At 71.6% G+C, this 24,467-nt stretch carries 24 protein-coding genes and 1 pseudogene; 15 read left to right on the top strand and 10 right to left on the bottom strand.

The features are described from left to right. The first annotated feature begins 131 nt into the window (after nt 1–131). The 7 genes from ACFYZA_RS32745 (at nt 132) to ACFYZA_RS32715 (ending at nt 5,319) form a co-directional block, all read left to right on the top strand. Nucleotides 132–968, top strand: a complete 837-nt coding sequence (locus ACFYZA_RS32745) for a RodZ domain-containing protein (RefSeq protein WP_382593259.1) — start codon at nt 132–134, stop codon at nt 966–968. 62 nt (nt 969–1,030) lie between these two features. Further along, the gene (rimO, locus tag ACFYZA_RS32740) at nt 1,031–2,500 is read left to right on the top strand and encodes a 30S ribosomal protein S12 methylthiotransferase RimO (RefSeq protein ID WP_382593256.1); all 1,470 of its coding nucleotides are present in this window, start codon (nt 1,031–1,033) and stop codon (nt 2,498–2,500) included. Further along, nucleotides 2,497–3,165 carry a CDP-diacylglycerol--glycerol-3-phosphate 3-phosphatidyltransferase gene (gene pgsA, locus ACFYZA_RS32735; protein WP_382593253.1) on the top strand — a complete coding sequence of 223 codons (669 nt, stop codon included), beginning with the start codon at nt 2,497–2,499 and terminating at the stop codon, nt 3,163–3,165. The genes rimO and pgsA overlap by 4 nt, the downstream gene beginning before the upstream one ends. Beyond that, nucleotides 3,162–3,671 (top strand): CinA family protein, encoded by a 510-nt coding sequence (locus ACFYZA_RS32730; RefSeq protein WP_382593250.1) that lies wholly within the window; start codon nt 3,162–3,164, stop codon nt 3,669–3,671. Before pgsA ends, ACFYZA_RS32730 begins: the two co-directional genes overlap by 4 nt. Before the next feature lie 109 nt (nt 3,672–3,780). Continuing rightward, a complete protein-coding gene (locus ACFYZA_RS32725; RefSeq protein ID WP_100575835.1) occupies nt 3,781–4,170 on the top strand; it encodes a helix-turn-helix domain-containing protein in 390 nt (129 codons plus the stop codon). Nucleotides 4,171–4,368: 198 nt separating this feature from the next. Continuing rightward, a complete protein-coding gene (locus ACFYZA_RS32720) occupies nt 4,369–4,839 on the top strand; it encodes a Dps family protein (RefSeq protein WP_388494306.1) in 471 nt (156 codons plus the stop codon). A 171-nt stretch (nt 4,840–5,010) separates the two neighbouring features. Continuing rightward, entirely contained in the window at nt 5,011–5,319 is a 309-nt protein-coding gene (locus ACFYZA_RS32715; RefSeq protein WP_388494316.1) for a hypothetical protein, read from the top strand. Here ACFYZA_RS32715 and ACFYZA_RS32710 read toward each other — a convergent pair. Together ACFYZA_RS32710 and ACFYZA_RS32705 are read right to left on the bottom strand one after the other, a co-directional pair. After that, entirely contained in the window at nt 5,267–6,031 is a 765-nt protein-coding gene (locus ACFYZA_RS32710) for an SDR family NAD(P)-dependent oxidoreductase (RefSeq protein WP_382593244.1), read from the bottom strand. The two genes, ACFYZA_RS32715 and ACFYZA_RS32710, sit on opposite strands and share 53 nt — an antisense overlap. 206 nt (nt 6,032–6,237) lie before the next feature. Beyond that, the gene (locus ACFYZA_RS32705) at nt 6,238–7,005 is read right to left on the bottom strand and encodes a DNA-formamidopyrimidine glycosylase family protein (protein ID WP_382593241.1); all 768 of its coding nucleotides are present in this window, start codon (nt 7,003–7,005) and stop codon (nt 6,238–6,240) included. Nucleotides 7,006–7,224: 219 nt separating this feature from the next. On the opposite strand from ACFYZA_RS32705, the gene ACFYZA_RS32700 reads away from it, so the two are divergent. Continuing rightward, nucleotides 7,225–7,548, top strand: coding sequence for a hypothetical protein (locus ACFYZA_RS32700; protein WP_388494305.1), 324 nt, complete (start codon nt 7,225–7,227; stop codon nt 7,546–7,548). A 253-nt stretch (nt 7,549–7,801) separates the two neighbouring features. Here ACFYZA_RS32700 and ACFYZA_RS32695 read toward each other — a convergent pair whose 3' ends face one another. After that, the gene (locus ACFYZA_RS32695; RefSeq protein ID WP_388494304.1) at nt 7,802–12,427 is read right to left on the bottom strand and encodes an ATP-dependent helicase; all 4,626 of its coding nucleotides are present in this window, start codon (nt 12,425–12,427) and stop codon (nt 7,802–7,804) included. Between the two features lie 56 nt (nt 12,428–12,483). On the opposite strand from ACFYZA_RS32695, the gene ACFYZA_RS32690 reads away from it, so the two are divergent. The 3 genes from ACFYZA_RS32690 to ACFYZA_RS32680 all read left to right on the top strand — a co-directional run bounded on the left by ACFYZA_RS32690 (nt 12,484) and on the right by ACFYZA_RS32680 (nt 14,781). Then, nucleotides 12,484–13,311: an AraC family transcriptional regulator gene (locus ACFYZA_RS32690; protein WP_388494303.1), complete on the top strand. Its 828-nt coding sequence runs from the start codon at nt 12,484–12,486 to the stop codon at nt 13,309–13,311. A gap of 217 nt (nt 13,312–13,528) precedes the next feature. Further along, nucleotides 13,529–14,476 carry an AzlC family ABC transporter permease gene (locus ACFYZA_RS32685; protein WP_388494302.1) on the top strand — a complete coding sequence of 316 codons (948 nt, stop codon included), beginning with the start codon at nt 13,529–13,531 and terminating at the stop codon, nt 14,474–14,476. After that, on the top strand, nt 14,473–14,781 hold the full coding sequence (locus ACFYZA_RS32680) for an AzlD domain-containing protein (RefSeq protein ID WP_382593230.1): 309 nt from the start codon (nt 14,473–14,475) through the stop codon (nt 14,779–14,781). Before ACFYZA_RS32685 ends, ACFYZA_RS32680 begins: the two co-directional genes overlap by 4 nt. 102 nt (nt 14,782–14,883) lie before the next feature. Here ACFYZA_RS32680 and ACFYZA_RS32675 read toward each other — a convergent pair whose 3' ends face one another. Next, nucleotides 14,884–15,816, bottom strand: a complete 933-nt coding sequence (locus ACFYZA_RS32675; protein WP_388494301.1) for a hypothetical protein — start codon at nt 15,814–15,816, stop codon at nt 14,884–14,886. Nucleotides 15,817–15,896: 80 nt separating this feature from the next. Between ACFYZA_RS32675 and ACFYZA_RS32670 the strand changes: the two genes are divergently transcribed. From ACFYZA_RS32670 to recX, 4 genes and pseudogenes are all read left to right on the top strand, one after another. Further along, on the top strand, nt 15,897–16,091 hold the full coding sequence (locus ACFYZA_RS32670; RefSeq protein ID WP_382593224.1) for a DUF3046 domain-containing protein: 195 nt from the start codon (nt 15,897–15,899) through the stop codon (nt 16,089–16,091). A 315-nt stretch (nt 16,092–16,406) separates the two neighbouring features. Further along, nucleotides 16,407–17,480, top strand: coding sequence for an AI-2E family transporter (locus ACFYZA_RS32665; protein WP_382593277.1), 1,074 nt, complete (start codon nt 16,407–16,409; stop codon nt 17,478–17,480). Between the two features lie 249 nt (nt 17,481–17,729). Beyond that, a complete protein-coding gene (recA, locus tag ACFYZA_RS32660; RefSeq protein ID WP_388494300.1) occupies nt 17,730–18,869 on the top strand; it encodes a recombinase RecA in 1,140 nt (379 codons plus the stop codon). Continuing rightward, nucleotides 18,764–19,492 (top strand): annotated as a pseudogene (gene recX, locus ACFYZA_RS32655) (recombination regulator RecX); the annotation flags it as partial. The gene recA and the pseudogene recX, both read left to right, overlap by 106 nt. A 214-nt stretch (nt 19,493–19,706) precedes the next feature. Here recX and ACFYZA_RS32650 read toward each other — a convergent pair. From ACFYZA_RS32650 to ACFYZA_RS32625, 6 genes are all read right to left on the bottom strand, one after another. Beyond that, a complete protein-coding gene (locus ACFYZA_RS32650; RefSeq protein WP_388494299.1) occupies nt 19,707–20,114 on the bottom strand; it encodes a rhodanese-like domain-containing protein in 408 nt (135 codons plus the stop codon). After that, the gene (locus ACFYZA_RS32645) at nt 20,111–20,656 is read right to left on the bottom strand and encodes a cysteine dioxygenase (RefSeq protein WP_388494298.1); all 546 of its coding nucleotides are present in this window, start codon (nt 20,654–20,656) and stop codon (nt 20,111–20,113) included. The genes ACFYZA_RS32650 and ACFYZA_RS32645 overlap by 4 nt, the downstream gene beginning before the upstream one ends. Nucleotides 20,657–20,781: 125 nt before the next feature. Then, nucleotides 20,782–20,853 carry a putative leader peptide gene (locus tag ACFYZA_RS32640; RefSeq protein ID WP_309544753.1) on the bottom strand — a complete coding sequence of 24 codons (72 nt, stop codon included), beginning with the start codon at nt 20,851–20,853 and terminating at the stop codon, nt 20,782–20,784. 131 nt (nt 20,854–20,984) lie between these two features. Then, nucleotides 20,985–22,712, bottom strand: coding sequence for an FAD-dependent monooxygenase (locus ACFYZA_RS32635; protein WP_388494297.1), 1,728 nt, complete (start codon nt 22,710–22,712; stop codon nt 20,985–20,987). 143 nt (nt 22,713–22,855) lie between these two features. Further along, on the bottom strand, nt 22,856–23,770 hold the full coding sequence (locus ACFYZA_RS32630) for an amino acid ABC transporter permease (protein WP_388494296.1): 915 nt from the start codon (nt 23,768–23,770) through the stop codon (nt 22,856–22,858). After that, complete coding sequence (locus ACFYZA_RS32625) at nt 23,767–24,414, bottom strand: amino acid ABC transporter permease (RefSeq protein ID WP_382593205.1); 648 nt, start codon at nt 24,412–24,414, stop codon at nt 23,767–23,769. The genes ACFYZA_RS32630 and ACFYZA_RS32625 overlap by 4 nt, the downstream gene beginning before the upstream one ends. Nucleotides 24,415–24,467 lie beyond the last annotated feature (53 nt).

Below are 24,467 nucleotides of genomic sequence, written 5' to 3'. Positions count from 1 at the left end.
CCACCGCTCCGTTGCCAGGGGCACCGGCCATACCGATGGCGTACAAACTCCGCTCCACCGGTTGCCCCACTCTTTCGTACCCCCCCTAGACTGAACACCCAGCAGGTGGCTCACGCTCGAAAGGCGCCCCCGTGTCCATCGGCAACTCTCCCGAAGACGACCGGCCTTCGATCGAAGACGACGGGCCATCGATCGGTCGTGTCCTCCAGCAGGCCCGTATCGCCGCCGGACTGACGGTCGACGAGGTCAGTTCCGCCACCCGGGTGCGCATCCCCATCGTGCACGCGATCGAGGAGGACGACTTCTCGCGCTGCGGCGGTGATGTGTACGCGCGCGGACACATCCGCACGTTCGCCCAGGCCGTCGGCCTCGACCCGGCCCCCTTGGTCGACCAGTACGACGCCGACCACGGCGGCCGTCCCGCTCCGACCCCCGCGGCCCCCCTGTTCGAGGCGGAACGTATCCGCCCCGAGCCGCGCCGCCCCAACTGGACCGCCGCGATGGTCGCCGCCATCGTCGTGGTCGTCGGCTTCGTCGGCTTCACCATGTTCAGCGGCGGCAGCGACAAGAAGAGCGGCAGCTCCGTCGCCGAAGGCCCCGCCCAGCAGAAGCCCCCCGCGCAGCCGGCCAGCCCCACCCCGTCCAAGCCCGCCGCCCCCAAGCCCACCCCGAGCCCCTCGGACAGCGCGATCGCCGCCGTCCCCGCCGACAAGGTCACCGTCAAGGTCACCGCGATCAACGACAAGAGCTGGATCTCCGCCAAGGACCACAACGGCAAGATGCTCTTCGACGGCCTGCTCCAGAAGGGCGAGGCCCAGACGTTCCAGGACGGCCAGCAGGTCGACCTGATCCTCGGCAACGCCGGCGCGATCGAGCTGTACGTCAACGGCAAGAAGATCGACAGCAAATTCGAGGACGGCCAGGTCGAGCGCCTGAGCTACACCAAGGGCGACCCCCAGGTCGGCTGACCCCACCCGGCCCACGACCCTCGCGGCGGGGGCGTGGGCCAGGACAAAGTAGTCTTGAGTCCATGCCCGAACGCCGCACCGTCGCCCTTGTCACTCTTGGCTGCGCCCGTAACGAGGTGGACTCGGAGGAGCTCGCAGGCCGCTTGGCAGCGGACGGCTGGGAGCTCGTCGAGGACGCATCGGACGCGGACGTCGCCGTCGTCAACACCTGTGGATTCGTCGAAGCCGCCAAGAAGGACTCCGTCGACGCCCTCCTCGAAGCCAACGATCTGAAGGATCACGGCAGGACCCAGGCCGTCGTCGCGGTCGGCTGCATGGCCGAGCGGTACGGCAAGGACCTCGCCGAGGCGCTCCCCGAGGCCGACGGCGTCCTCGGCTTCGACGACTACGCCGACATCTCCGACCGCCTCCAGACCATCCTCAACGGCGGCATCCACGCCTCGCACACCCCCCGCGACCGGCGCAAGCTGCTGCCGATCAGCCCGGCCGAGCGGCAGAGCGCCCCCGACGTGGCGCTGCCCGGGCACGCGCAGGACACCCCGCCCGAAGACCTCCCCGACGGCCTCGCGCCCGCCTCCGGGCCGCGCGCCCCGCTGCGCCGCCGGCTCGGCACCAGCCCCGTCGCCTCCGTGAAGCTGGCCTCCGGCTGCGACCGCCGCTGCTCGTTCTGCGCCATCCCGTCCTTCCGCGGCTCGTTCATCTCGCGCCGCCCCAGCGACGTGCTCGGCGAGACCCGCTGGCTGGCCGAGCAGGGCGTCAAGGAGGTCATGCTGGTCTCCGAGAACAACACCTCCTACGGCAAGGACCTCGGCGACATCCGCCTGCTCGAGACGCTGCTGCCCGAGCTCGCCGACGTCGACGGCATCGAGCGCGTACGGGTCAGCTACCTCCAGCCCGCCGAGATGCGTCCCGGCCTCATCGACGTCCTGACCTCCACCGACAAGGTCGTCCCGTACTTCGACCTGTCCTTCCAGCACTCGGCGCCCGGGGTGCTGCGCGCGATGCGGCGCTTCGGCGACACCGAGCGGTTCCTCGAACTGCTCGACACGATCCGCGCCAAGGCACCCACCGCCGGAGTGCGCTCCAACTTCATCGTCGGCTTCCCCGGCGAGACCGAGGCCGACTTCCAGGAGCTGGAACGCTTCCTCACCGCCGCCCGCCTGGACGCCATCGGCGTCTTCGGCTACTCCGACGAGGAGGGCACCGAAGCGGTCGGCTACGAGGGCAAGCTCGACGCGGACACCATCGCCGAGCGGCTCGCCCACCTGTCGCGCCTGGCCGAGGAGCTCACCGCGCAGCGCGCCGAGGAGCGCATCGGCGACACCGTGCGCGTCCTGGTCGAGAGCGTCGACGAGGAGGACGGGGCGGTCGGCCGCGCCGAGCACCAGGCGCCCGAGACCGACGGCCAGGTGACCTTCACCGAAAGCGCGGGCCTCGCCCCCGGCCTTATGGTCGAGGCCAAGGTCGTCGCCACCGAAGGTGTCGACCTCGTGGTCGAGTTGCTCGGCGGGGTTGAGGAGGCGGGCAGATGACCGGAGTCCCGGCATCGGCGGCGGGCGGTACCGGCCGGACGCCGGCGCCCGGCGGCAAGCTGGGTGCTGCGGCCGTCAACCAGGCCAGCCTCTGGAACATCGCCAACATCCTCACCATGATCCGGCTCGTCCTCGTGCCCGGCTTCGTCATGCTGCTCCTCGCGGACGGCGGCTACGACCCGGCGATGCGGGCCTGGGCCTGGGCGGCCTTCGCCGTCGCCATGATCACCGACATCTTCGACGGGCACCTGGCCCGCACGTACAACCTGGTCACCGACTTCGGGAAGATCGCCGACCCGATCGCCGACAAGGCGATCATGGGCTCCGCGCTGGTCTGCCTCTCGCTGCTCGGCGACCTGCCGTGGTGGGTCACCGGCGTCATCCTGTTCCGGGAACTCGGCATCACGCTCATGCGTTTCTGGGTCATCAGGCACGGGGTGATTCCGGCCAGCCGCGGCGGCAAGCTCAAGACCCTCGCCCAGGGCACCGCGACCGGCATGTACGTCCTGGCGCTCACCGGGCCGCTCGCCACCCTGCGGTTCTGGGTGATGGCGCTCGCCGTGGTGCTCACGGTCGTCACGGGGCTCGACTACGTGCGCCAGGCGATCGTCCTGAGACGCAAGGGACTCGCCGCGCAGCGCGAGGCCGCGGGATCCGCGTTGTGACCGAGGCGGCCCGGCTCCTGCGACTGCTCACGGAGCGTGACGAGACGCTCGCCGTGGCGGAGTCCCTGACGGGTGGCCTGGTGGCCGCCGAGCTGACGTCGGTGCCCGGCGCCTCACGGGCGTTCCGCGGCTCCGTGACGGCGTACGCCACCGAGCTCAAGCGGGACGTCCTGGGCGTGGACCAGACCCTTCTGGCCGAGCGCGGCGCGGTCGATCCCGAGGTCGCGCTGCAGATGGCGGCAGGGGTGCGCGAGGTGCTGGGGGCGAGCTGGGGGATCGCGACCACCGGGGTCGCGGGACCCGAACCGCAGGACGGCAAGCCGGTCGGGACGGTATACGTTTCGGCCGTTGGTCCGGCGGGAGCGAAGAAAACCGTCGCATTGAGGTTGAACGGCGACCGGGCGGAAATTCGTATGGAGAGTGTACGCAGCGTGCTCGAACTGCTCTCCAGTGAACTCCGCAAGGATGGGCGGGCACAGGATACGGAACAGAACGGGGGGATTTGATGTTTGCAGCCCTGAGTGAACACGACATCGCTCCCCGCACGGCCGCGGCGCGAGGCGGTACGGTGGGGCGTGAAGGATGCGGCTACGCGGTCCGAGGAGGGAGCCACCGATGATTCTGCTCCGTCGCCTGCTGGGTGACGTGCTGCGTCGGCAGCGCCAGCGCCAGGGCCGTACTCTGCGCGAAGTCTCCTCGTCCGCCCGAGTCTCACTCGGCTATCTCTCCGAGGTGGAGCGGGGGCAGAAGGAGGCATCCTCCGAGCTGCTCTCCGCGATCTGCGACGCGCTTGACGTACGGATGTCCGAGCTCATGCGCGAAGTGAGCGACGAGCTGGCACTTGCCGAGCTCGCTGCCTCTGCGGCGGCGAGCGACCCGGTGCCGGTACGTGCGCCGGTACGTCCGATGCTCAATTCGATCTCCGTGTCGTCGGTGACTGGTGTGCCGACGGAGCGGGTGACGATCAAGGCGCCCGCGGAAGCGGTGGACGTCGTCGCGGCCTGATCTTCAGGCGCGCACCCAGGCTTGCACTGAGCCCCGGCCGGTCTTCCAAGACCGGCCGGGGCTCTGCTTTTCCCGCCGCGCCCGATTCGGGGCTTCTGTGGCAGGGTGGTAGGAGATCGCGCATACGTCTGCATATGCCGCACGGGTGTTCCCCTCGCGTGGTGGCGCCGCGGGCGTTCCGTCCAGTGGAGGAAACGCATGTCCTACATCAAGAGCCCGCTGTCCGACGCCGACCTCAAGGTGGTCGGCGACGCTCTGCAGGGTGCGCTGGTCGACCTCGTGGACCTCTCCCTGGTCGCCAAGCAGGTGCACTGGAACGTGGTGGGCCCCCGCTTCCGTTCCGTCCACCTCCAGCTCGACGAGGTCGTCGACACCGCGCGCCTGCACTCGGACACGGTGGCCGAGCGGGCCTCCGCCGTCGGCGTCAGCGCGGACGGGCGAGCCGCCACCGTGGCCAAGTCCAGCGCGATCGGCACCGTCCAGGACGGCTGGATCAAGGACACCGACGCCGTGAAGATCCTCGTCGACGGGCTCGGCAAGATCATCGCCCGGATGCGCGAGCGCATCGAAGCGACCGCCGACCCGGACCCCATCACCCAGGACATCCTCATCGGCCTGACCGCCGACCTGGAGAAGCACGCCTGGATGTTCCAGGCAGAGACCGTCTGACCCCGGTGAACACCACGACAACGCCCCACCGCACGCGAATACCCCACGCGCGGGCCGGGTCGTACGCGATGAAGCGCGGGGAAACCGGAGCGCGCCGGGCCTGCACCCGGTGCGCCCTCCCGGCGCCTGGTCCGGCGGTCTAGCGTCGGCCCGAGGAGGCGACCCATGGCGGTGGCGGTGCGTTGGATGCCCGCGCTGGTGGTAGCGGCGCTGTGGTGGTGGGCCGTGCTACGGATGGCCCTGGTGCCCGGCCAGACCGGGTGGGTGGAAGGAGCGATGGTCGCGGGCGGCTGGGGCCTGAGCCTGCTGCCCGTCCACGTGGCGGCCGCGGCCGGCGCCCGGCCCGGACCCCCTGCCAGCCCCCAGCCCTCCACCAGCCCCCGGCCCTCTTCTGCTGGCCCCAAGGGCTCCACCACCGGGGGCAGGGCTACCAGGGCATGGAGACGCCGCCGTTCGGACGCAGGATCTGACCCGTCGTGAACGCCGAGGCGTCCGTCGCCAGATACAGCACCGCCTGGGCGATGTCCTCCGGCTGCCCCAGCCGGCCGAGCGGCGACAGACGCAGCATCATCGACTCGATCTGATCCTGCTCCTCGGCGGCGTGCTGATCGGTCATGGGGGTGCGCACCCAGCCGGGCGCGACCACGTTGGCACGGATGCCGTGCGGGCCCAGCTCGGCGGCGAGCGTCCGGGTGAGCTGCACGACGGCGACCTTCGAGACGCTGTAGCAGAACAGTCCGGGCCGCGAGGAGTCCACCGCGCCCGAGGCCATCGTGACGAGCGAGCCCCGTATGTTGTGCGCGATCATCGCGCGGGCCGCCTCCTGACAGGCGTGCAGCACACCCCGGAAGTTGACGGCGAGCACCCGGTCCAGATCGGCGTCCTCGGTGTCCAGGACCGAGCTGGTGTGCATGACACCCGCGATCGCCGCCAGCACGTGAACCGGCCCGGCCGTCTCCATCGCCGCCCTGACCTGCGCCCGGTCCGCGACGTCCAGCGCGTGGACGTGAGCGGTACCGCCCGCTTTCACGATCGACGCCCGCGTCTCGTCCAGACCCGCCTCGTCGAGGTCCGCACAGTGCACCGCCGCACCCGCCCGCGCGAGCAGCAGGGCGCTGGCGCGGCCGATCCCGCTCGCCGCACCGGTGACGAAGGCCGTGCGGTCACTGAGGTCGTACGCCGTGAGGGGCATTCCCGGACCGTACGACTGGACCTGACGGGGCGTCAATAACCGTGCGGGGGGCGGTGAATGGGGCCGCTCGCCCCGTGACCTCCGGTCACGTCCGGGCCGGATGCGGACCGGGTCGGCTCTGCCCCGGACCGGATCAGTCCGGATCAGTCCGGATCAGTCCGGAGCGGACCGGATCGGACCGGCTCTGGGCTGGGCCCGGGCAGGACTCAAAGGGCGGGTGCGGGCTGGCACTTGGGGCACCAGTAGGTCGGGCGCTCGCGCCCCGAAGGGTCGCGCTGGGCGGCCGTACGAATGGGGGTACGGCAGCGCGGACACGGCCGGCCGGCCCGGCCGTAGATGTACGTCTGGCGGACCGGGCGGTCCTTGTTGGCCTCCAGAAACTGCTTCGAGGTGGCCACCAGGCGTTCGGGCGCCGGGAATTCACCGATCGCCAGCCACGGGACGACCCGCAGCGCGAAACAGATCTCCGACTTGAACACATTGCCGACCCCGGCGAGGTTGCGCTGGTCGAGCAAGGCGTCGCCGATGGTGCGGTCCGGGTCCCGGACGAGGTTGCGCAGGGCCGTCTCCGCGTCCCAGTCGGGGCCGAGCAGATCGGGGCCGAGATGTCCGACCGCCTTGAACTCGTCCTTCGTACGCAGTAGTTCGAGCACGGGCAGCCGGTAGCCGACGGCCGTGTGCCCGGCGTTCGCGAGGATCGCCCGGATCTGGTGGGAGGGCCCGCCGTTCCAGCGCTCACCGGGCCGGTAGATCCGCCAGGACCCGTCCATCCGCAGATGGGAGTGCAGGGTCAGACCGCCCTCGACGCGTGTCAGGAGGTGCTTGCCGCGCGGCGTCACCTCCAGGACCGTCCGGCCCGTCAGATCCGCCGTGGCGAACCGTGGCACCCGCAGATCGGACCGCGTCAGGACCTCACCGGCCAGCGCCGTGTGCAGCCGCCGCGCGGCCTGGTAGACGGTGTCGCCTTCGGGCATGGGTCCATTCTGCCGGGGCCGGGAGCGGGTCGCCTGCGCTCGGGGCCGGGGACTTCGCTCGGTTCGTGTGGGGGAGGGGCGGGGGGTGAGGGGTGAGGCGCCTGTCGGGAGGGGCTCGCGCCCGGCACCTGGGCCCTGGGTGGGAGTCGGGGTGGGCGCGTGGCGGCGGGGGGGGGTGCCCCTATCTGTTTGGTCAAGGTGCTGAGCCAGGATGGCGGCATGACGACCTGGTTCCGCACCTATTACGAGGACGAAGATCTGTGGCTGTATTTCGAGGCCGATGGTGAGGGTTGGGCAACGCGGCAGGTTGAGGTCCGTAGGCAGGACTCACGTCCGGTGACGGCGGCCTCTCTGGAAGAGGTGCTGCACTTGCGTGATCATGCCGATCTCGCCGCCATGTTCAGCTATGAAAGGCAGTTCGGGGTCCTTGCTGAAGGTCCGATGGACGGCTGGCAGGACCAGCCCGAGGCAGCCGAGATCTCCGCGGAGGAGTTCGATCGGGTGTGGACTGAGGCCCGCCAGGTTCTCGGCGATTCAGGCTGACCTGGCGGGTTGAGGCTCGTAGAAGGCCCCATTGCGGAGCCACGAGAGAGGTAACGGGGGGGGGTACCACCCGGGGGTCGGAGCCGCTGCGGGCATGTGACCGCAGGGGCTTCCGCCCCCGGGCCGGCGCCGGAGCGTTGGCCGGTGCCGGTGCCGGTGCCGGTGCCGATGCCGATGCCGGTGCCGGTGCCCGTGCAGCGGGGGAGGGGGCAGGGCGCGGGCGCCGGTTCAGGCAGCCCAGCCCCCCACGCGGTCAGGGTCTCAGGCGCAGCCCCCTCGGTGTCGCGACGAAGCCCGCCGCTTCCAGAGGGCGGGCGAACGGGGACGTCAGGGCGGAGTCCCCGTTGGCGCGCTCCACCGTGATCGTGCCCAGCCGGCCCGCCCGGGCCGCCCCGGCCAGGGCCCCGGCGGCCGCCGTCAGCGCCGGATCGTCGGGCTCGGCCGCCCAGGCCAGCAGCGATTTCCCGCCGCGCTCCAGATACAGCACCAGCTCGCCGTCGACCAGCACCACCATGGAGCCCGCCTTGCGGCCCGGTTTGTGCCCGGCTCCGCCCGGCGGCTCGGGCCACGCGAGCGCCGCACCGTAGGCATTGGCCGGGTCGGCCGCCGCGAGGACCACCGCCTGCGGGGCGGTGTGCGCGTCCGCACCCCGGTCCCGCGCGGTCGCGGCCGCCCGCAACCGGTCCACCGCGCCGTCCATCGCGAACTGGGCCGCGCCCAGACCCTCGACCACATAGCCCCGCCGGGCCTGCCCGCTGTCCTCGAAAGCGGCCAGGGTCCGGTACGTCGCCGAGAAGCCGCCCTCGACGCCCTCGGCCTGCACCGCGCCCCGCGTCACCACCCCGTGCCGGTCCAGAAGCGTGCGCGCCAGCGCATGGGCGCGATGCGTCGGATCGGGCTCACGGGAAGGGAGCAGCGACCAGCGGCCCGAAACGGTCGGCGGCCCGGTGCGCGAGGCCGTGCGGGCCGCCGCGGTCAGCGTGCCGTAACGGCCGCGCGGCACCGGCCGCTTGGCACGGTGAGCGGTGGAGCCCGCCGTGCGCCCCGACCCGAGGAGCGCGCGCAGCGGCGCCAGCGTGTCGTTGGTGAGCCGCCCGGACCAGGCCAGATCCCATACGGCGTCGGCGAGTTGGGGATCGGTGGCCTCGGGGTGGGTGGTGGCCCGGACCTGATCGGCGAGCTGACGGAAGAACAGGCCGTAGCCCGGAGCCAGCGCGCTCAGCACCGACTCGTGCAGCGCCGTCAGCTCCAGCGGATGCGGCGGCGGCAGAAGCAGCGGCGCCGCGTCCGCCAGATACAGCGACACCCAGCCGTCCTTACCGGGCAGGGCGCCCGCCCCGGCCCACAACACCTCACCGGTCGTGGTCAGCTCGTCCAGGAGCGCCGCGCCATAGTCCGACACCCGCGACGGCAGGATCAGCTTCTCCAGAGCCGAGGCGGGCACCGCCACGCCCTGCAGCTGCTCCACCGCGCGGGCCAGGCCGTCGATGCCGCGCATGCCGTGGCCGCCCAGCTGCTGCCACTGGGGCAGGAACGTGGCGAGGGCCGCGGGCGGCACCGGCTCCAGCTCCTGGCGCAACGCGGCCAGCGAGCGGCGCCGCACCCTGCGCAGGATCGTCGCGTCGCACCACTCCTGGCCGATGCCCGCCGGATGGAACTCGCCCTGCACGACCCGGCCCGACGCCGCCAGACGGTGCAGCGCCCCGTCCGTGACGGCGGCGCCGAGCCCGAACCGGGCCGCGGCCGTCGCCGACGTGAACGGGCCGTGCGTGCGCGCGTACCGGGACAGCAGATCGCCCAGGGGATCCTTCACCGGCTCCGTGAAAGCCTCCGGCACCCCCACCGGAAGGGCCGTGCCCAGAGCGTCCCGCAGCCGGCCCGCGTCCTCGATGGCCGCCCAGTGGCCGGTCCCGGCGATCCGCACCCGGATCGCGCGGCGCGCGGCCTCCAGCTCCTCGGCCCAACCGAGCTCCGCGCCCCGCTCCGCCAACTCGGCGTCCGTGAGCGGACCCAGGACCCGCAGCAGGTCGGCGACACCCTCGCCGTCCTTGACACGACGCTCCTCGGTGAGCCACTGGAGCTCCCGCTCCAGCTCGGTGAGCACATCGGCGTCGAGGAGCTCGCGCAGCTCGGCCTGGCCCAGCAGCTCGGCGAGCAGACGCGAGTCCAACGACAACGCGGCGGCCCGCCGTTCGGCGAGCGGCGAGTCCCCCTCGTAGAGGAACTGCGCGACATAGCCGAACAGCAGCGAGCGCGCGAACGGCGACGGCTCGGGCGTGGTCACCTCGACCAGGCGCACCCGGCGCGCTTCGAGGTCGCCCATCAGCTCGGTCAGGCCCGGCACGTCGAACACGTCCTGAAGGCATTCGCGGACCGCCTCCAAAACGATCGGGAACGACCCGAACTCGCTCGCCACCTGCAACAGTTGAGCCGCGCGCTGGCGCTGCTGCCACAGCGGAGTGCGCTTGCCCGGGGTACGCCGGGGCAGCAACAGGGCGCGCGCCGCGCACTCACGGAAACGGGAGGCGAACAGCGCCGAACTGCCCACCTGATCCGTGACGATCTGCTCGATCTCGCCCTTGTCGAAGACGGTGTCCGCCGCCCCCACCGGCGCCTGCTCACTGTCGTACGTCGCATCGGCGGCCGCCGGATCCTGATCCAGCAGATCCAGGCCCATCAGATCCGCGTCCGGCAGCCGCAGCACAATGCCGTCGTCGGCATGCATGACCTGCGCGTCCATGCCGTACCGCTCCGCCAGACGGGCACCGAGCGCCAGCGCCCACGGGGCGTGCACCTGGGCACCGAAAGGAGAGTGGATGACGACACGCCAGTCGCCCAGCTCGTCCCGGAACCGCTCCACCAGGATCGTCCGGTCGTCCGGAATGTGGCCGCAGGCCCGGCGCTGCTCGTCGAGATAGCCGATCAGATTGTCCGCCGCCCACGCGTCGAGCCCCGCGCTCAGCAGCCGCAGCCGCGCGTCCTCCGGGCTGAGCGAACCCACCTCACGCAGGAACGCGCCCAGCGCACGCCCCAGTTCGAGCGGACGGCCCAGCTGATCGCCCTTCCAGAACGGCAGCCGCCCCGGCACCCCCGGCGCCGGCGACACCAGAACCCGGTCACGCGTGATGTCCTCGATGCGCCACGACGTGGTGCCCAGCGTGAAGACATCACCCACCCGCGACTCGTACACCATCTCCTCGTCGAGCTCCCCGACCCGGCCGCCGCCCTTCTTCGGATCGGCCCCCGCCAGGAAGACACCGAACAGACCGCGGTCGGGAATGGTGCCGCCCGAGGTGACGGCCAGGCGCTGCGCGCCGGGACGGCCGGTGACCGTGCCCGCCACCCGGTCCCACACCACCCGCGGACGCAACTCCGCGAACGCGTCCGAGGGATAGCGGCCCGCCAGCATGTCCAAAACCGCCGTGAACGCCGACTCGGGCAGCGCCGCGAACGGGGCGGCCCGGCGCACCAGCGCCATCAGGTCGTCCACCTGCCAGGTGTCCAGCGCCGTCATCGCGACCAGCTGCTGCGCCAGCACATCCAGCGGATTGGACGGAATGCGCAACGACTCGATCGCCCCCGACCGCATCCGCTCGGTGACCACCGCCGACTGCACCAGATCGCCGCGGTACTTGGGGAAGACCACCCCGGTGGACACCGCACCCACCTGATGCCCCGCCCGGCCCACCCGCTGCAGCCCCGAAGCCACCGACGGCGGCGACTCCACCTGCACCACCAGATCCACCGCACCCATGTCGATGCCCAGCTCAAGACTGGAGGTGGCCACCACCGCCGGAATCCGGCCCGCCTTCAAATCCTCCTCCACCACCGCCCGCTGCTCCTTGGACACCGAACCGTGATGGGCCTTCGCGAGGAGCGCCGGGGCGCCGGTGGCGGCCCCCGAGCCGCCCATCAGATCAGCCGGCGCATGATGCTCGGGAAGCGGCGCCCCCATCGCGCGCTCGTACGCGATCTCATTGAGCCGGTTGCACAACCGCTCCGCCAGACGGCGGGAGTTGGCGAACACGATCGTCGAACGGTGCGCCTGCACCAGATCGACGATGCGCTCCTCCACATGCGGCCAGATCGACGGCTTCTCGGCACCCTCCTGCGCGTCCGCCGCAGGCGAGCCGCCCAGCTCGCCCAGATCCTCCACCGGCACCACCACCGACAGGTCGAACTCCTTGGTGGAGGGCGGCTGCACGATCTCGACCTTGCGCTGCGGCGACAGATAACGCGCCACCTCGTCCACCGGCCGCACCGTCGCCGACAGACCGATCCGGCGGGCCGGCTTCGTAAGGAGCTCGTCCAGCCGCTCAAGCGACAACGCCAGATGCGCGCCCCGCTTGGTGCCCGCCACCGCGTGCACCTCGTCCAGGATCACCGTCTCGACACCCGCGAGCGCCTCACGCGCCGCGGACGTCAGCATCAGGAACAACGATTCCGGCGTCGTGATCAAAATGTCCGGCGGCCGCGTCGTCAGAGCCCGGCGCTCGGCGGGCGGGGTGTCCCCCGAGCGGATACCCACCCGCACCTCCGGCTCCGGCAGCCCCAACCGCACCGACTCCTGCCGGATCCCCGTCAACGGAGAGCGCAGATTGCGCTCCACATCGACCGCCAGCGCCTTCAACGGCGACACGTACAGCACCCGGCAGCGCTTCCGCGTCTCGGCGGGCGGCGGTGTGGCCGCCAGCCGGTCCAGCGCCGCCAGGAACGCGGCGAGCGTCTTGCCCGACCCCGTCGGAGCGACGACCAGGACGTCCGAGCCCTCCGCGATCGCCCGCCACGCGCCCTCCTGCGCCGCGGTGGGCGCGGTGAAGGCCCCCGTGAACCAGCCGCGCGTCGCGGGCGAGAAGGAATCCAGCGCTGTCCGTGCCATGGTCCCCATCGTGCACCCACCCACTGACAATGGCCCGGAGCTGCGAGAATGGCAGGGTGAACGGGGTCGAGGAATGGGCACGGCACTGGCAGTACCACGAGCTGCCCGGCCTCGATCTGCTCCGCGCCCGCTACATCCGCCACTCCTTCCCACGCCACGCCCACGAGGGATTCGTCCTCGGCGCCGTACGCACCGGCATCGAGGACGTGGTGCTGCCCGGCGAGACCGTCCGGGCCCGCCCCGGCACCGTCGTCATGATCAACCCCGAGGTGCCGCACGCCGCCCACGCCGGAGCCCCCGAAGGCTGGACGTACGCCACGCTCTACCCCTCGGCCCGCCTGATCGCCGACATAGCGGCCGAGACGACCACCCTGCACGGCACCCCCGGATTCGCCGAGACCATCATCGAGGACCCCGACACCGCCCTGCTCATCCAGGACGTCCACCGCGCCGCCGAACAGGGCAACGCGCTCGCCGCCGACACCGTCTTCCGCATCGCCGTCGCCCGGCTCCTGCGCCGCCACGGCCGCGACCTGCCCCAGCGCACCCCGCGATCGGCCGGCGCCCGCACCGCGGCCGCCGCACGCCTCCTCCTCGTCGAACGCCTCGGGGACCCGCCCTCCCTGGAACAGCTCGCCACAGAACTCGGCACCAGCCCGTTCGCCCTGCTGCGCGCCTTCAAAGCGCAGTACGGGCTGCCCCCGCACGCCTGGCTGACCGGCGAGCGCGTACGCCGGGCCCGCCGCCTCCTGGACGAGGGAACACCGCCCGCCGACGCCGCCCTCGCCGTGGGCTTCAGCGACCAGCCGCACCTCAACCGCCACTTCACCCGCATCGTCGGCGTCACCCCCGGCGCCTACCGCCGCGAACGCACAGCGACCTAGGCGCGCCCCTGCGTTCGCGGGCCTCCCTCTGCGGACGCGCGGGCCCGCCAACACGCCAACACAGGGAGGCGCCGGCCGGGCCCGTGCCCGTGGTTGCCCGTGGCCCTTTTTACGCCTGTGGCCCCCGTGGCCCCCGTGGTGCGCGCCCGTCCTGTGATTGCTTGCGGCGCAAGAACGTACAAGAAGCCGAGCGCCGCCCTCCTCTACCGTCCACGACGTGGCAACAGAACAGACAGCACCCCCCAAGACACCGCCCAGGGCCGAGGACAAGGCCGACGCGGCCGTCGTCCGCGACGCCCTGGGCGTCGGCGTCGCCGTGGGACTCTCCGGCTTCGCCTTCGGAGTGACCTCGGCCGGATCGGGACTCGGCCTCCTCCAGACGTGCGCGCTCAGCCTCCTCGTCTTCACCGGCGCCTCCCAGTTCGCGCTCGTCGGCGCCCTCGCCGCCGGCGGCAACCCCTTCACCGCCGCCGCCGGCGCCTTCTTCCTCGGCGTACGCAACGCCTTCTATGGGCTGCGCCTGTCCCAACTGCTCGCGCTGCCCAAGGCGTTGCGCCCCCTCGCCGCCCAATGGGTCATCGACGAGACCACCGCGGTCACCCTCGCCCAGCCGACCAGGCGGGCCGCCCGGATCGGCTTCACCGTCACTGGCGCCAGCCTTTACGTGCTGTGGAACCTGACCACGTTCGCCGGAGCCCTGGGCGCGCGTGCGCTGGGCGACACCGACGCCTGGGGGCTCGACGCCGCGAGCCCCGCCGTCTTCCTCGCCCTCCTCGCCCCCATGCTCAAGACCACCACCGAGCGCGTCACCGCCGCCCTCGCCGTCGTCCTCGTGCTGGCCCTGCTGCCCGTGCTGCCCGCCGGCGTACCGGTCCTGGGCGCGGCCCTCGCCGCACCCGTCGTGCTCTTCCTGAAAGGACGCGGCACCCAGGGCACAGCCGCCACGGTGACCGCCACGGGCGACGCGGAGCACAGGGACCGCCCCCAGGACACCCCTGATCCGGGCACGCCCGGCGACGGCACCACCGGCCCGATCCCCTCCACCACCGACGTCACCGGCCCGGCCCCCTCCACCACCGGCGTCACCGGCCCGCCCGCCATCGACCACATCCACCCGGGCCCGTTCGGCGACGTCGGGAACTCCCCGAAGGGACAAGCACGTTGAACGTCTGGATCGCCATAGCCGCCACCGCCCTCGGCTGCTACCTCGTCAAGCTCCTCGGCCTGCTCGTCCCCGCAGGCGCCCTGGACCGGCCCCTGGTCAAACGCCTTGCCGCACTGCTGCCAGTGGCCCTGCTGGCCGCGCTCACCGCGCAACAGACCTTCAGCACCGGCCACCAGGTGCTGCTCGACGCCCGGGCGGCCGGACTCGCCGCGGCGGCCGTCGCCCTGGTGCTGCGCGCCCCGTTCCTGGTGATCGTCGCCGCCGCCGTGCTCGTCACCGCCGGCGTACGCGCCCTCGGCGGCTGAGCGGGCGTACGGGCCGACGGACAGCGCCGGGCCTGGGGGAGCGCCCCGCAGGGACGCCACGGCGCGCACACCGTCCTTCCCGGCGCCACCGGCCCGCCCGCGTCACCCCAGGGGACGGCCGTAGGCGCGCAGCGTGCGCAGCGCCTCGACGGTCACCATCGGACGGCACTCCAGCTCCGTACCCGGCGCCCACGCCCGCCAATGGACCGGCCAGCCCCCGTCCTCGCGCTGCTCGGCCGCCAGATGGTCGAGCGAGCGCCCCATCTCCTCGTCCGTGAACCAGCGCCGCGCCAAGGACTCCGGCACCCGCGCGTAGTCGTGCGGAAAGTGGTGCTCGCCCGGGGCGTATCCCTCGGCGACCGGATACTCGGCGATCCGCGCCGGATCGAGCACCGCGAGCCCCTGCTCCCGCACCAGCCGGCCGAGCCGGTCGGCGGCCGCCTCCGCCCGGGAACGGTCCGGGGCGCCGTCCAGGAAGGCGACCGCCGCCTCCACCTCGTAGGGATGCGAGCTCTCCAGGGCGTCGACCGCGGCCCAGCAGAAGTCGGTGGCCCTGAAGAGCCAGGCGTGCCACACCTGGTTGCGGTGCAGCAGCCCCACCACGGGGCCGGTGGTCAGCAGGGCGCTCGGCGGGTCGTCGACGACGGGCACGAACGGCGCCGCAGGATAGCCGCGCTGCGAGGGGTGCAGCGCGGGCAGCGCGCCGTCCTTGGTGGACACCTCCGTCAGATAGCGGCACATCCGCTCCACCCGCTGCCCGCCCAGCCGGCCGACCGAGTCCAGGACCCGCAGCGCGTGCGCGGTGTGCAGGGGCTGGCTGACCGGGCCCCGCAGATCGGGTTCGAGCGCGTGGCCGTAGCCGCCGTCGTCGCCCTGGTAGGCGGCGAGCGCCGCCTCGACGGCGTCGGCGTCCTTGCCGAGGAAGTGGTAGGCGAACCGGCGCTGTTCGAGCACCCTGGCCGTCAGCCACACGAAGTGCTCGGCGCGCGCCAGCGGGGAGTCGGGGGAGTGGGGGGATGCCCCGGAACCAGCCATGGTGGAGACGGTAGGGCCCCCGGAGCCGCGGACAAGCCCCACGGACGGGGCTGCACTCTCAGGGGCGGGATACTTGAGTCATGCGGTTGACGATTTTCTGGGAGCGGATGGCCGACCACTTCGGCGCCGGGTACGCGGACTCCTTCGCGCGTGACCATGTGATGACGGAACTGGGCGGGCGCACCGTGCACGAGGCACTCGACGCGGGCTGGGAGGCGAAGGACGTCTGGCGCGCGGTCTGCGCGGCCATGGACGTCCCCGCCGAACACCGCTGAGGACCCACCGGCCGCAAGCGGTACGCGGGCGCTGCCGCCCGGCCTCCGGCAGGCCGGACCGCGGTACGCCGACCGCCTTCGGGTGAACGGCACGGCCGCGGCTGACGGGGCGGCCCCGCGCCCCCTCCAGGACAGGCGTGGCGGCCCGCTGTCACACCCATGGGCGAGACTTGCCCCGTGGCACCGACTGATGAGACCAACCCCGACGACCGCGCGTCCGGCCCCGAAACCGGCCCGGCGGACGCCCCGGCCGGCGACCCGCCCGCCTCCGGCAGACCCCCGGCGAACCTCCTCGGGCCCGCCGGCCCCGCCCGCATGCCCCGCTGGCTGCCACGCGCCGTGGTGCTCGTCCTGGCCCTGTACGCCTGCTTCCAGCTGGGCAGCTGGGCCTTCCACCAGCTCATCGGTCTGCTGATCAACATCCTGATCGCGTTCTTCGTCGCGCTCGCCATGGAGCCGGCCGTCGGCCGGATGGCGGCCCGCGGCATGCGCCGGGGCCTCGCCACCTTCCTGGTCTTCCTCGCCCTGGCGATCGCCACGGTCGGCTTCGTCGTGCTGCTCGGCTCGATGCTCGCGGGACAGATCGTCGACATCGTCGAGCAGTTCCCCAAATACCTCGACTCGGTGATCAACTGGGTCAACCACACCTTCCACACCGAGCTCTCGCGGGTCGAGGTCCAGGACAGCCTGCTCCACTCCGACTGGCTGCAGAAGTACGTCCAGAACAGCGCGACCGGCGTGCTCGACGTCTCCGCGACCGTCCTCGGCGGCCTGTTCCGGCTGCTGACGATCTTCCTGTTCTCGTTCTACTTCGCCGCCGACGGGCCCCGGCTCCGCCGGACCATCTGCTCCGTGCTGCCGCCCGCCCGCCAGGCGGAGGTGCTGCGGGCATGGGAGATCGCGGTCGACAAGACCGGCGGCTACCTCTACTCGCGCGGCCTCATGGCCCTCGTCTCCGGCATCGCGCACTACGTCCTGCTGCAGATCCTGGGCGTCCCCTACGCCCCGGCCCTGGCGGTCTGGGTGGGCCTGGTCTCCCAGTTCATCCCCACCATCGGCACCTACCTGGCGGGCGCCCTGCCCATGCTGATCGCCTTCACGGTCAACCCCTGGTACGCGCTGTGGGTCCTCGGCTTCGTCGTGGTCTACCAGCAGTTCGAGAACTACATGCTCCAGCCGAAGCTCACCGCGAAGACCGTGGACATCCATCCGGCGGTCGCCTTCGGCTCGGTGATCGCGGGCACGGCCCTCATGGGCGCGGTCGGCGCCCTCATCGCCATCCCCGCGGTCGCGACCCTGCAGGCCTTCCTCGGCGCCTACGTGAAGCGGTACGACGTCACGGACGACCCCCGCGTCCACGGCAGACACCAGGCCCGCGGCACGTCCTGAGCGGGCTTGGAGCGGGCCCGGCGCGGTTCGCGGGCGCGGGCGGAGCGGGGTACTCCGCCCGGCGTGGTGCGCTTGACACCAAAATCGAACATCCATTCTGATTGAGGTCCAGCCCTGTGTTTGCACGGGTTCCACCGCGTTTCCGGTGGAGTTATCCACAGGCTGGAAGGACGTCGGGGCCCATTGTCAGTGGCAGGGGTTAGCGTCTTTGACGTGAAGCGATCGACTCAAGCAAATCGGGTGGAACCCATGGCAGGAACCGACCGCGAGAAGGCGCTCGACGCCGCACTCGCACAGATTGAACGGCAATTCGGAAAGGGCGCGGTGATGCGCCTGGGCGAGCGGCCGAACGAGCCCATCGAGGTCATCCCCACCGGGTCGACCGCCCTCGACGTCGCCCTCGGCGTCGGCGGCCTGCCGCGCGGCCGCGTGGTGGAGGTCTACGGCCCGGAGTCCTCCGGCAAGACGACCCTGACCCTGCACGCCGTGGCCAACGCCCAGAAGGCCGGCGGCGCCGTGGCGTTCGTCGACGCCGAGCACGCCCTCGACCCCGAGTACGCCAAGAAGCTCGGCGTCGACATCGACAACCTGATCCTGTCCCAGCCCGACAACGGCGAGCAGGCCCTCGAAATCGTCGACATGCTGGTCCGCTCCGGCGCCCTCGACCTCATCGTCATCGACTCCGTCGCGGCCCTGGTGCCGCGCGCGGAAATCGAGGGCGAGATGGGCGACTCCCACGTCGGCCTCCAGGCCCGCCTGATGAGCCAGGCCCTGAGGAAGATCACCAGCGCGCTCAACCAGTCCAAGACCACCGCCATCTTCATCAACCAGCTCCGCGAGAAGATCGGCGTGATGTTCGGCTCCCCCGAAACCACCACCGGTGGCCGGGCACTGAAGTTCTACGCCTCCGTACGCCTCGACATCCGCCGCATCGAAACACTCAAGGACGGCACCGACGCGGTCGGCAACCGCACCCGCGTCAAGGTCGTCAAGAACAAGGTCGCCCCGCCCTTCAAGCAGGCCGAGTTCGACATCCTCTACGGCCAGGGCATCAGCCGCGAAGGCGGCCTCATCGACATGGGCGTCGACCACGGCTTCGTCCGCAAGGCCGGCGCCTGGTACACCTACGAAGGCGACCAGCTCGGCCAGGGCAAGGAGAACGCCCGCAACTTCCTCAAGGACAACCCCGACCTCGCCAACGAGATCGAGCGGAAGATCAAGGAAAAGCTCGGCGTCGGCGTCCGGCCGGAGGAGCCGGCCACCGACACCAAGGACGGCAAGGACACCAAGGACGCCGCAGGCGACACCACACCGGCAGCCGACGCCGCCGCGGTGCCCGCCCCGGCCACCAAGGCCAAGACGGCCAAGGCCGCCGCCGCCAAGAGCTAGCGGTGACCCGCAGGACCGAGTGGGCCGACCCCGAGGAGCCCAGCCCCCCACGGGGCCGCTCCCGACGGGCCGGCCCGGACGGAACGGCCGACGCCACCACGGCGAAGGCCGACAAACAACCGCCGCCACAGGACCCGGCTGAGCGGGCGCGGGCCATCTGCCTGCGCCTGCTCACCGGGACCCCCCGCACCCGCAAACAACTCGCCGACGCCCTGAAGAAACGGGAGATCCCCGATGAGGTGGCCGAAGAGGTCCTCTCCCGCTTCGAAGAAGTCGGCCTGATCAACGACGCGGCGTTCGCCGACGCCTGGGTGGAATCCCGCCACCACGGGCGCGGCCTCGCCCGCCGCGCCCTCGCACGCGAACTGCGCACCAAGGGCGTCGACACCACGGTCATCGACGAAGCCGTCGGCCAACTCGACTCCGACCAGGAGGAGGACAGGGCGCGAGAACTGGTGGCGCGCAAACTCCGCTCCACCCGCGGCCTCGACCGCGACCGGCGCCTGCGCCGCCTCGCCGGCATGCTCGCCCGCAAGGGCTACCCCGAAGGCATGGCCCTCAGAGTGGTCCGCCAAGCACTACAAGAAGAAGGCGACACCGCCGACGACCTGTACGAGCCCTGAGCCGTACGCGCCCGAGCCACGGGGGGCTCGACGCGTACGGCCCCTACCCGGGCGACCACCCGGCACCCCGGGCACGACCACCCCGGCACGGCTCCTACCGGCGCCGACAGCCCATTCGGCACCCCGGCACACAAGCAGCGCCAGGAAAACACGCCCGCCTCGCCACCACCCGCCTCGGGACCCGGCAGGCGCCCGCCCCACGCGCGGTCACACCTCAGCCGGCCGGGGCCGAGACCGGCAGACCCGCAGCCCGCCACGCCTGGAAACCACCGATCAGATCCGTCGCCCGACGCAGACCCAACTGCCGCAGCGACACCGCCGCGAGGGACGACGCGTACCCCTCGTTGCAGATCACCACCACCCGCAGATCATGCCCCGTCGCCTCCACCGCACGATGGCTGCCCTGCGGGTCCAGACGCCACTCCAACTCATTGCGCTCGACGACCAGCGCACCCGGAATCAACCCGTCCCGATCCCGCAGCGCCGCATACCGGATGTCCACCAACAGCGCCCCGCCCACCGCCTCCGCGAACGCCTCCCGCGCCGTCACCCGGTCCAAATCGGCCCTGACCCGCTCCAGTAACTCGTCGATCCCCTCGGGCACCCCCCGCTCCGCGCTCACTGCCAGTCCTCCGGACGCTCGACCTGCTCGATACGGAGCACCGCACCCGTACGGCTGTACCGCCGGATCAGCGGCAGCGGCGGATAGTAGGCGTGCACCGAGATCGCATGCTCGGTCCGCGACTCGTTCCGCACCTCGTGCACATGGTGCGGCCCGAACGCCCGGCCCCCACCCGTCCCCAACTCCCTTGAACGGTCCACCCCTTCGGCGAGCTCCAGCGTCCTCCAGCCCTCCGTGGGCAGCCGGGCCGCCAGCGAGTCCTCGCGCAGCACACCCGCCGCCGTCGCGAACGCACCATGAGAACCGCCATGATCGTGCCAGCCCGTCCCGGTACCCGGCGGCCAGCCGATCAGCCAGGCCTCACTGCCACCCGGACCGTCCAGCCGCACCCAGGTACGCCCCTGCTCATCGAGCGGCAACTGGGCGACCAGAGCGGCATCCGCCGCGGTACGGCGGGCGAAATCGAGCAGCTCCGCCTCACTCGGCGCGGAACCGGCAATGGAACCGGATCCGGACACCGGCGTGGCGGCGGGGGCGGACACGGATGGGCTGACAGAGGTGCTTACGGAGAGCGACACGAAGGACCGTCCTGAGGGAGTTCGCGAATGCGCGCGTACGGCCCGCGGCGACACAACGGCGCGGCGGCACGGCGCGAGGGAAAGGCGAATCAGCAGGACGGACGACACACGCAGCCCGCATAGCGGACGAGGTCCATATGGACCCTCCGCCACAGGCGCACATCGGTGTCGGTCACGTTCCGGAGTAGACCATGTACGCCTGCGTCGGTCAATCGGCGTTCGGATGGCGGATAACAGATGCCGGACGGCAGCTCAGCGATGACAGATCACCGATGACAGCATTCGACAACTGTCACTTGACGTCAGCCGTCCGCCCCGCCTCCTCCACCTCAGCCACCACACCCCCAGAACCACCAGCACCCCCGGCCCCAGCCCCACCAGCACCGGCCCCACCAGCACCGGAACCGGAACCACCCGCACCCGCGCCCCCCGCGCCCCCGGAAGCCCCCGCACCCCGGCCCGCACCACCCCGCACCGCCTCGGCCGCAGCCAACAGCTCGGCCGGCTGCACACCGTTGAACGCCGCGACCAGATGGCCGTCGGGCCGAACAAGCAGGACCGCATGCGCGGGCGCCCCGGGATACGCCTCGGCGACCAGCAGCTCCGCATCCAACGGAAGAGCGCCCACCGCGGCGTCCAGCGCCGGCATCACCCCCGCCGTCAGCCAGTGACGGCGGTCCCACACCCCCGTGCCCGGAGCCACCAGGACCACAAGCAGCCGGCCCCGCCCGAGCCGGTCGCTCAACGGCACCGTCGCACCATCGGGCGCCATGACCAGGACGTCCGCCGCCGGCCCACCCCACTCCGTACCCACCGCAATGTGCGACGGAGCCGGCTGCGGCGCCAAAGGCGAATCCGGGTAGGCCGGGGGAGCACCCAGCGGACCGCGCCCCAGATGGCCGTCGGTCACCAGAGCGTCGTGACCCCGCGCCGTCCCCGGGATCCAGCCGCGCAGCCCCGCCCCGCCCCGCAGGATCGGCAACGACTGGTCGGCCGCCCGCAACCGGGCCGCCACCGCCGCACGCCGCTCCGCCTGATAACTGTCCAACAGCGCCTCAGCGGCCCCGTGATGCCACACCCGGGCCACCTTCCAGGCCAGGTTCCGCACGTCCCGCAGACCCTCGTCCAGAGCCTGCGTGCCGAGCGCACCCAGCAGATGCGCCGCGTCCCCCGCCAGAAACGCGCGCCGCACCCGCCACCGTCGCGCCAGCCGGTGATGCACCGTATGAACGCCGGTGTCCAGGAGCTCATACGGCGGAGTGTCACCACACCAACCCGCCAGCGTGTCCCGGATACGGCCCACCAACGCGTCCGGCGTGACCAGTTCGGCACGCGGCGGAAGCAGCCAGTCCAAGCGCCACACACCATCCCGCAACGGCCGCGCCGTCACCTCGTCACCCCCCGCCCGCCACGGCGGCAACCGGTGCGACAACGCCTCACCCGGCCACGGCAGTTCGGTACGCAACGCCACAACCGCCTGACGCTCCACCGCGGTTCGGCCCGTGAAACGGACATCGAGGAGCTTGCGGACCGTGGAACGCGCACCGTCGCAGCCGACCACGTAACTGCCCCGCCACCACGTCCCGCCCGGCCCCGACGTGTGCGCGGACACACCCTCCGCGTCCTGCTCCAGGGCGTCCAGACGGCTGTGCGTCACGATCCGCACCAGACCGGACGCGGTGACCGCGTCCCGCAGACCGCGGGTCAGCGCGTGCTGCGGCACATGCACCGGCGAAGGACCGGCATCCACACCCTCACCGAACTCGACGCGACGCAGCAGCTGACCCCGCCTCATGGACCGCCAGGCCACCCAACGGGCCCCCTCGTCCCGCACGGCCGCACACCCCAGGCCCGCCACGAACGACGCCGTGTCCGGACGCAGCACCACCGTGCGCACCCCCCGCGGCTCCTCCTTGCCCGGCCCCTCGTCCAGAACCACGGACGGCACACCCTGCGCGGCCAACGACAGAGCGAGCGCCAGTCCCACCGGACCGGCGCCCACCACGATCACCGGGTCCACGGCGTGGCTCCCGAGACACGTCGGGACGGCTTGCAGGTGGCGCGGAGAACCCGGTGCACGATCACAGAACGTATGCAACCCACTGCGCGTGCTTGCGTCAAGTGACGGAGGCAGCGACGCGAACGCCACTGCCTCATATGCCGTCAGTTCGTCGCGGCAGGCGCCACATCCGGACCATCGGCCCCATCGGCGGCCCTCGCCGAACCCGGCCCGTCACCGGAGCCCGGAGCAGCCGCCACCCCCATCGCGATACCGGTCTTCGCCCGGCGCCCCCGCTTCTCGATCCACGTCGCCAGCGCCGACAGCAACAGACACATCGCCACATAGATCGTGCCGATCACCACAATGGTCGACACATACGGGTACTGGCCGTTGACCTGCGTGTTGCTCGCGATCAGACGGGCCGTCTGCAGCAGCTCCGGATACAGGATGATGAACCCGAGCGACGTGTCCTTGAGCGTCACCACCAGCTGACTGATGATCGTCGGCAGCATCGCGCGAACGGCCTGCGGCATCAGCACACTGACCATGACCTGCGTCTTGCTCATCCCCAGCGCGTACGCCGCCTCACGCTGCCCCTTGGGCACCGCGTTCACACCCGCGCGCAGCACCTCCGCCTGCACACACCCGTTGTAGATCGACAGGCCGAGAGCCAGCGCCCACATCGAGTAGTCGGCGAGGAAACCGATCCACACCGCGTAGATCGTGATCAGCAGCGGAATGGAACGGAACAGCTCGATGAACGCGGTCGCCACCCACCGCACCGGCTTGTGGTCCGACAGCCGGCCCACCACCAGCACCACACCCAGCACCAGCGAACCGACCGCGGCGAGACCGAACGCCTTCAGCGTGGCGAGCACCGCCTCGGCGATGTTCTGCCGGATACCCGCGTAGTTGAAGATGTCCCACATGGCGTAGTCGAGATCGCCCTTGGCCGACAGCCGCACCACGGCGACCACCAGCAGCGCGACCAGCGCCAGCGAACCGAGCACCGCATAGACGCGGTTGCGGACAACGGCCTTGGGACCGGGGGCGTCATAGAGAACGCTGGCACTCATCGGGCGACCTCCATGCGGCGCTCCAGAAGACGGAAGAGACCGCTCATCGCGAAGGTGACGACCAGATAGCCGAGCGCCACCCACAGGAAGACCGGCACGATGTCGTAGCCGTCCTCACTCATCAGCTTCTGCCAGCCGAACAGCTCGGCGACACTGAAGGCACCCGCGATCGCCGAGTTCTTCGTCAGCGCGATGAAGATCGAACTCAGCGGCGGGATGACCGTCCGGGTGGCCTGCGGCAGCACGATCACGCTCAGGGTCTGCGTGAAGCTCATACCGATCGAACGAGCCGCCTCCGCCTGCCCCAGCGGCACCGTACTGATGCCGGACCGCACGGCCTCGCACACGAACGACGCCGTGTAGAAACCGAGCGCCAGCGAACCCAGCAGGAACGGGCTCATACCGGGGAAGAAGATCTCCGGCACGACGAAGAAGAAGACCAGGAAGAGCAGGGTCAGCGGCGTGTTGCGCAGCAACGTCACCCAGGCCGTGCCGAAGAACCGCAGCGGCGGCACGGGCGAGACCCGGAAACCGGCGAGCAGCAGTCCAAGGACCAGGGCGATGACCGAACTGACGGCGGTGATCTCCACGGTGCCTATGAAGCCGTCGCGGAACTCCGCGAAATGGTCGAGCAGTACGTTCATGAGGTCTCCGCGTCGGCGGGCAGCGGCTGGGGCAACGGGTGGGGCTTCAGGGA

The organism is Streptomyces sp. NPDC001828 (assembly GCF_042892175.1).
Lineage (GTDB): Bacteria > Actinomycetota > Actinomycetes > Streptomycetales > Streptomycetaceae > Streptomyces.
The sequence above is the reverse complement of the archived record's forward strand: the minus strand, read 5'-3'. Positions and strand labels throughout refer to the sequence as shown.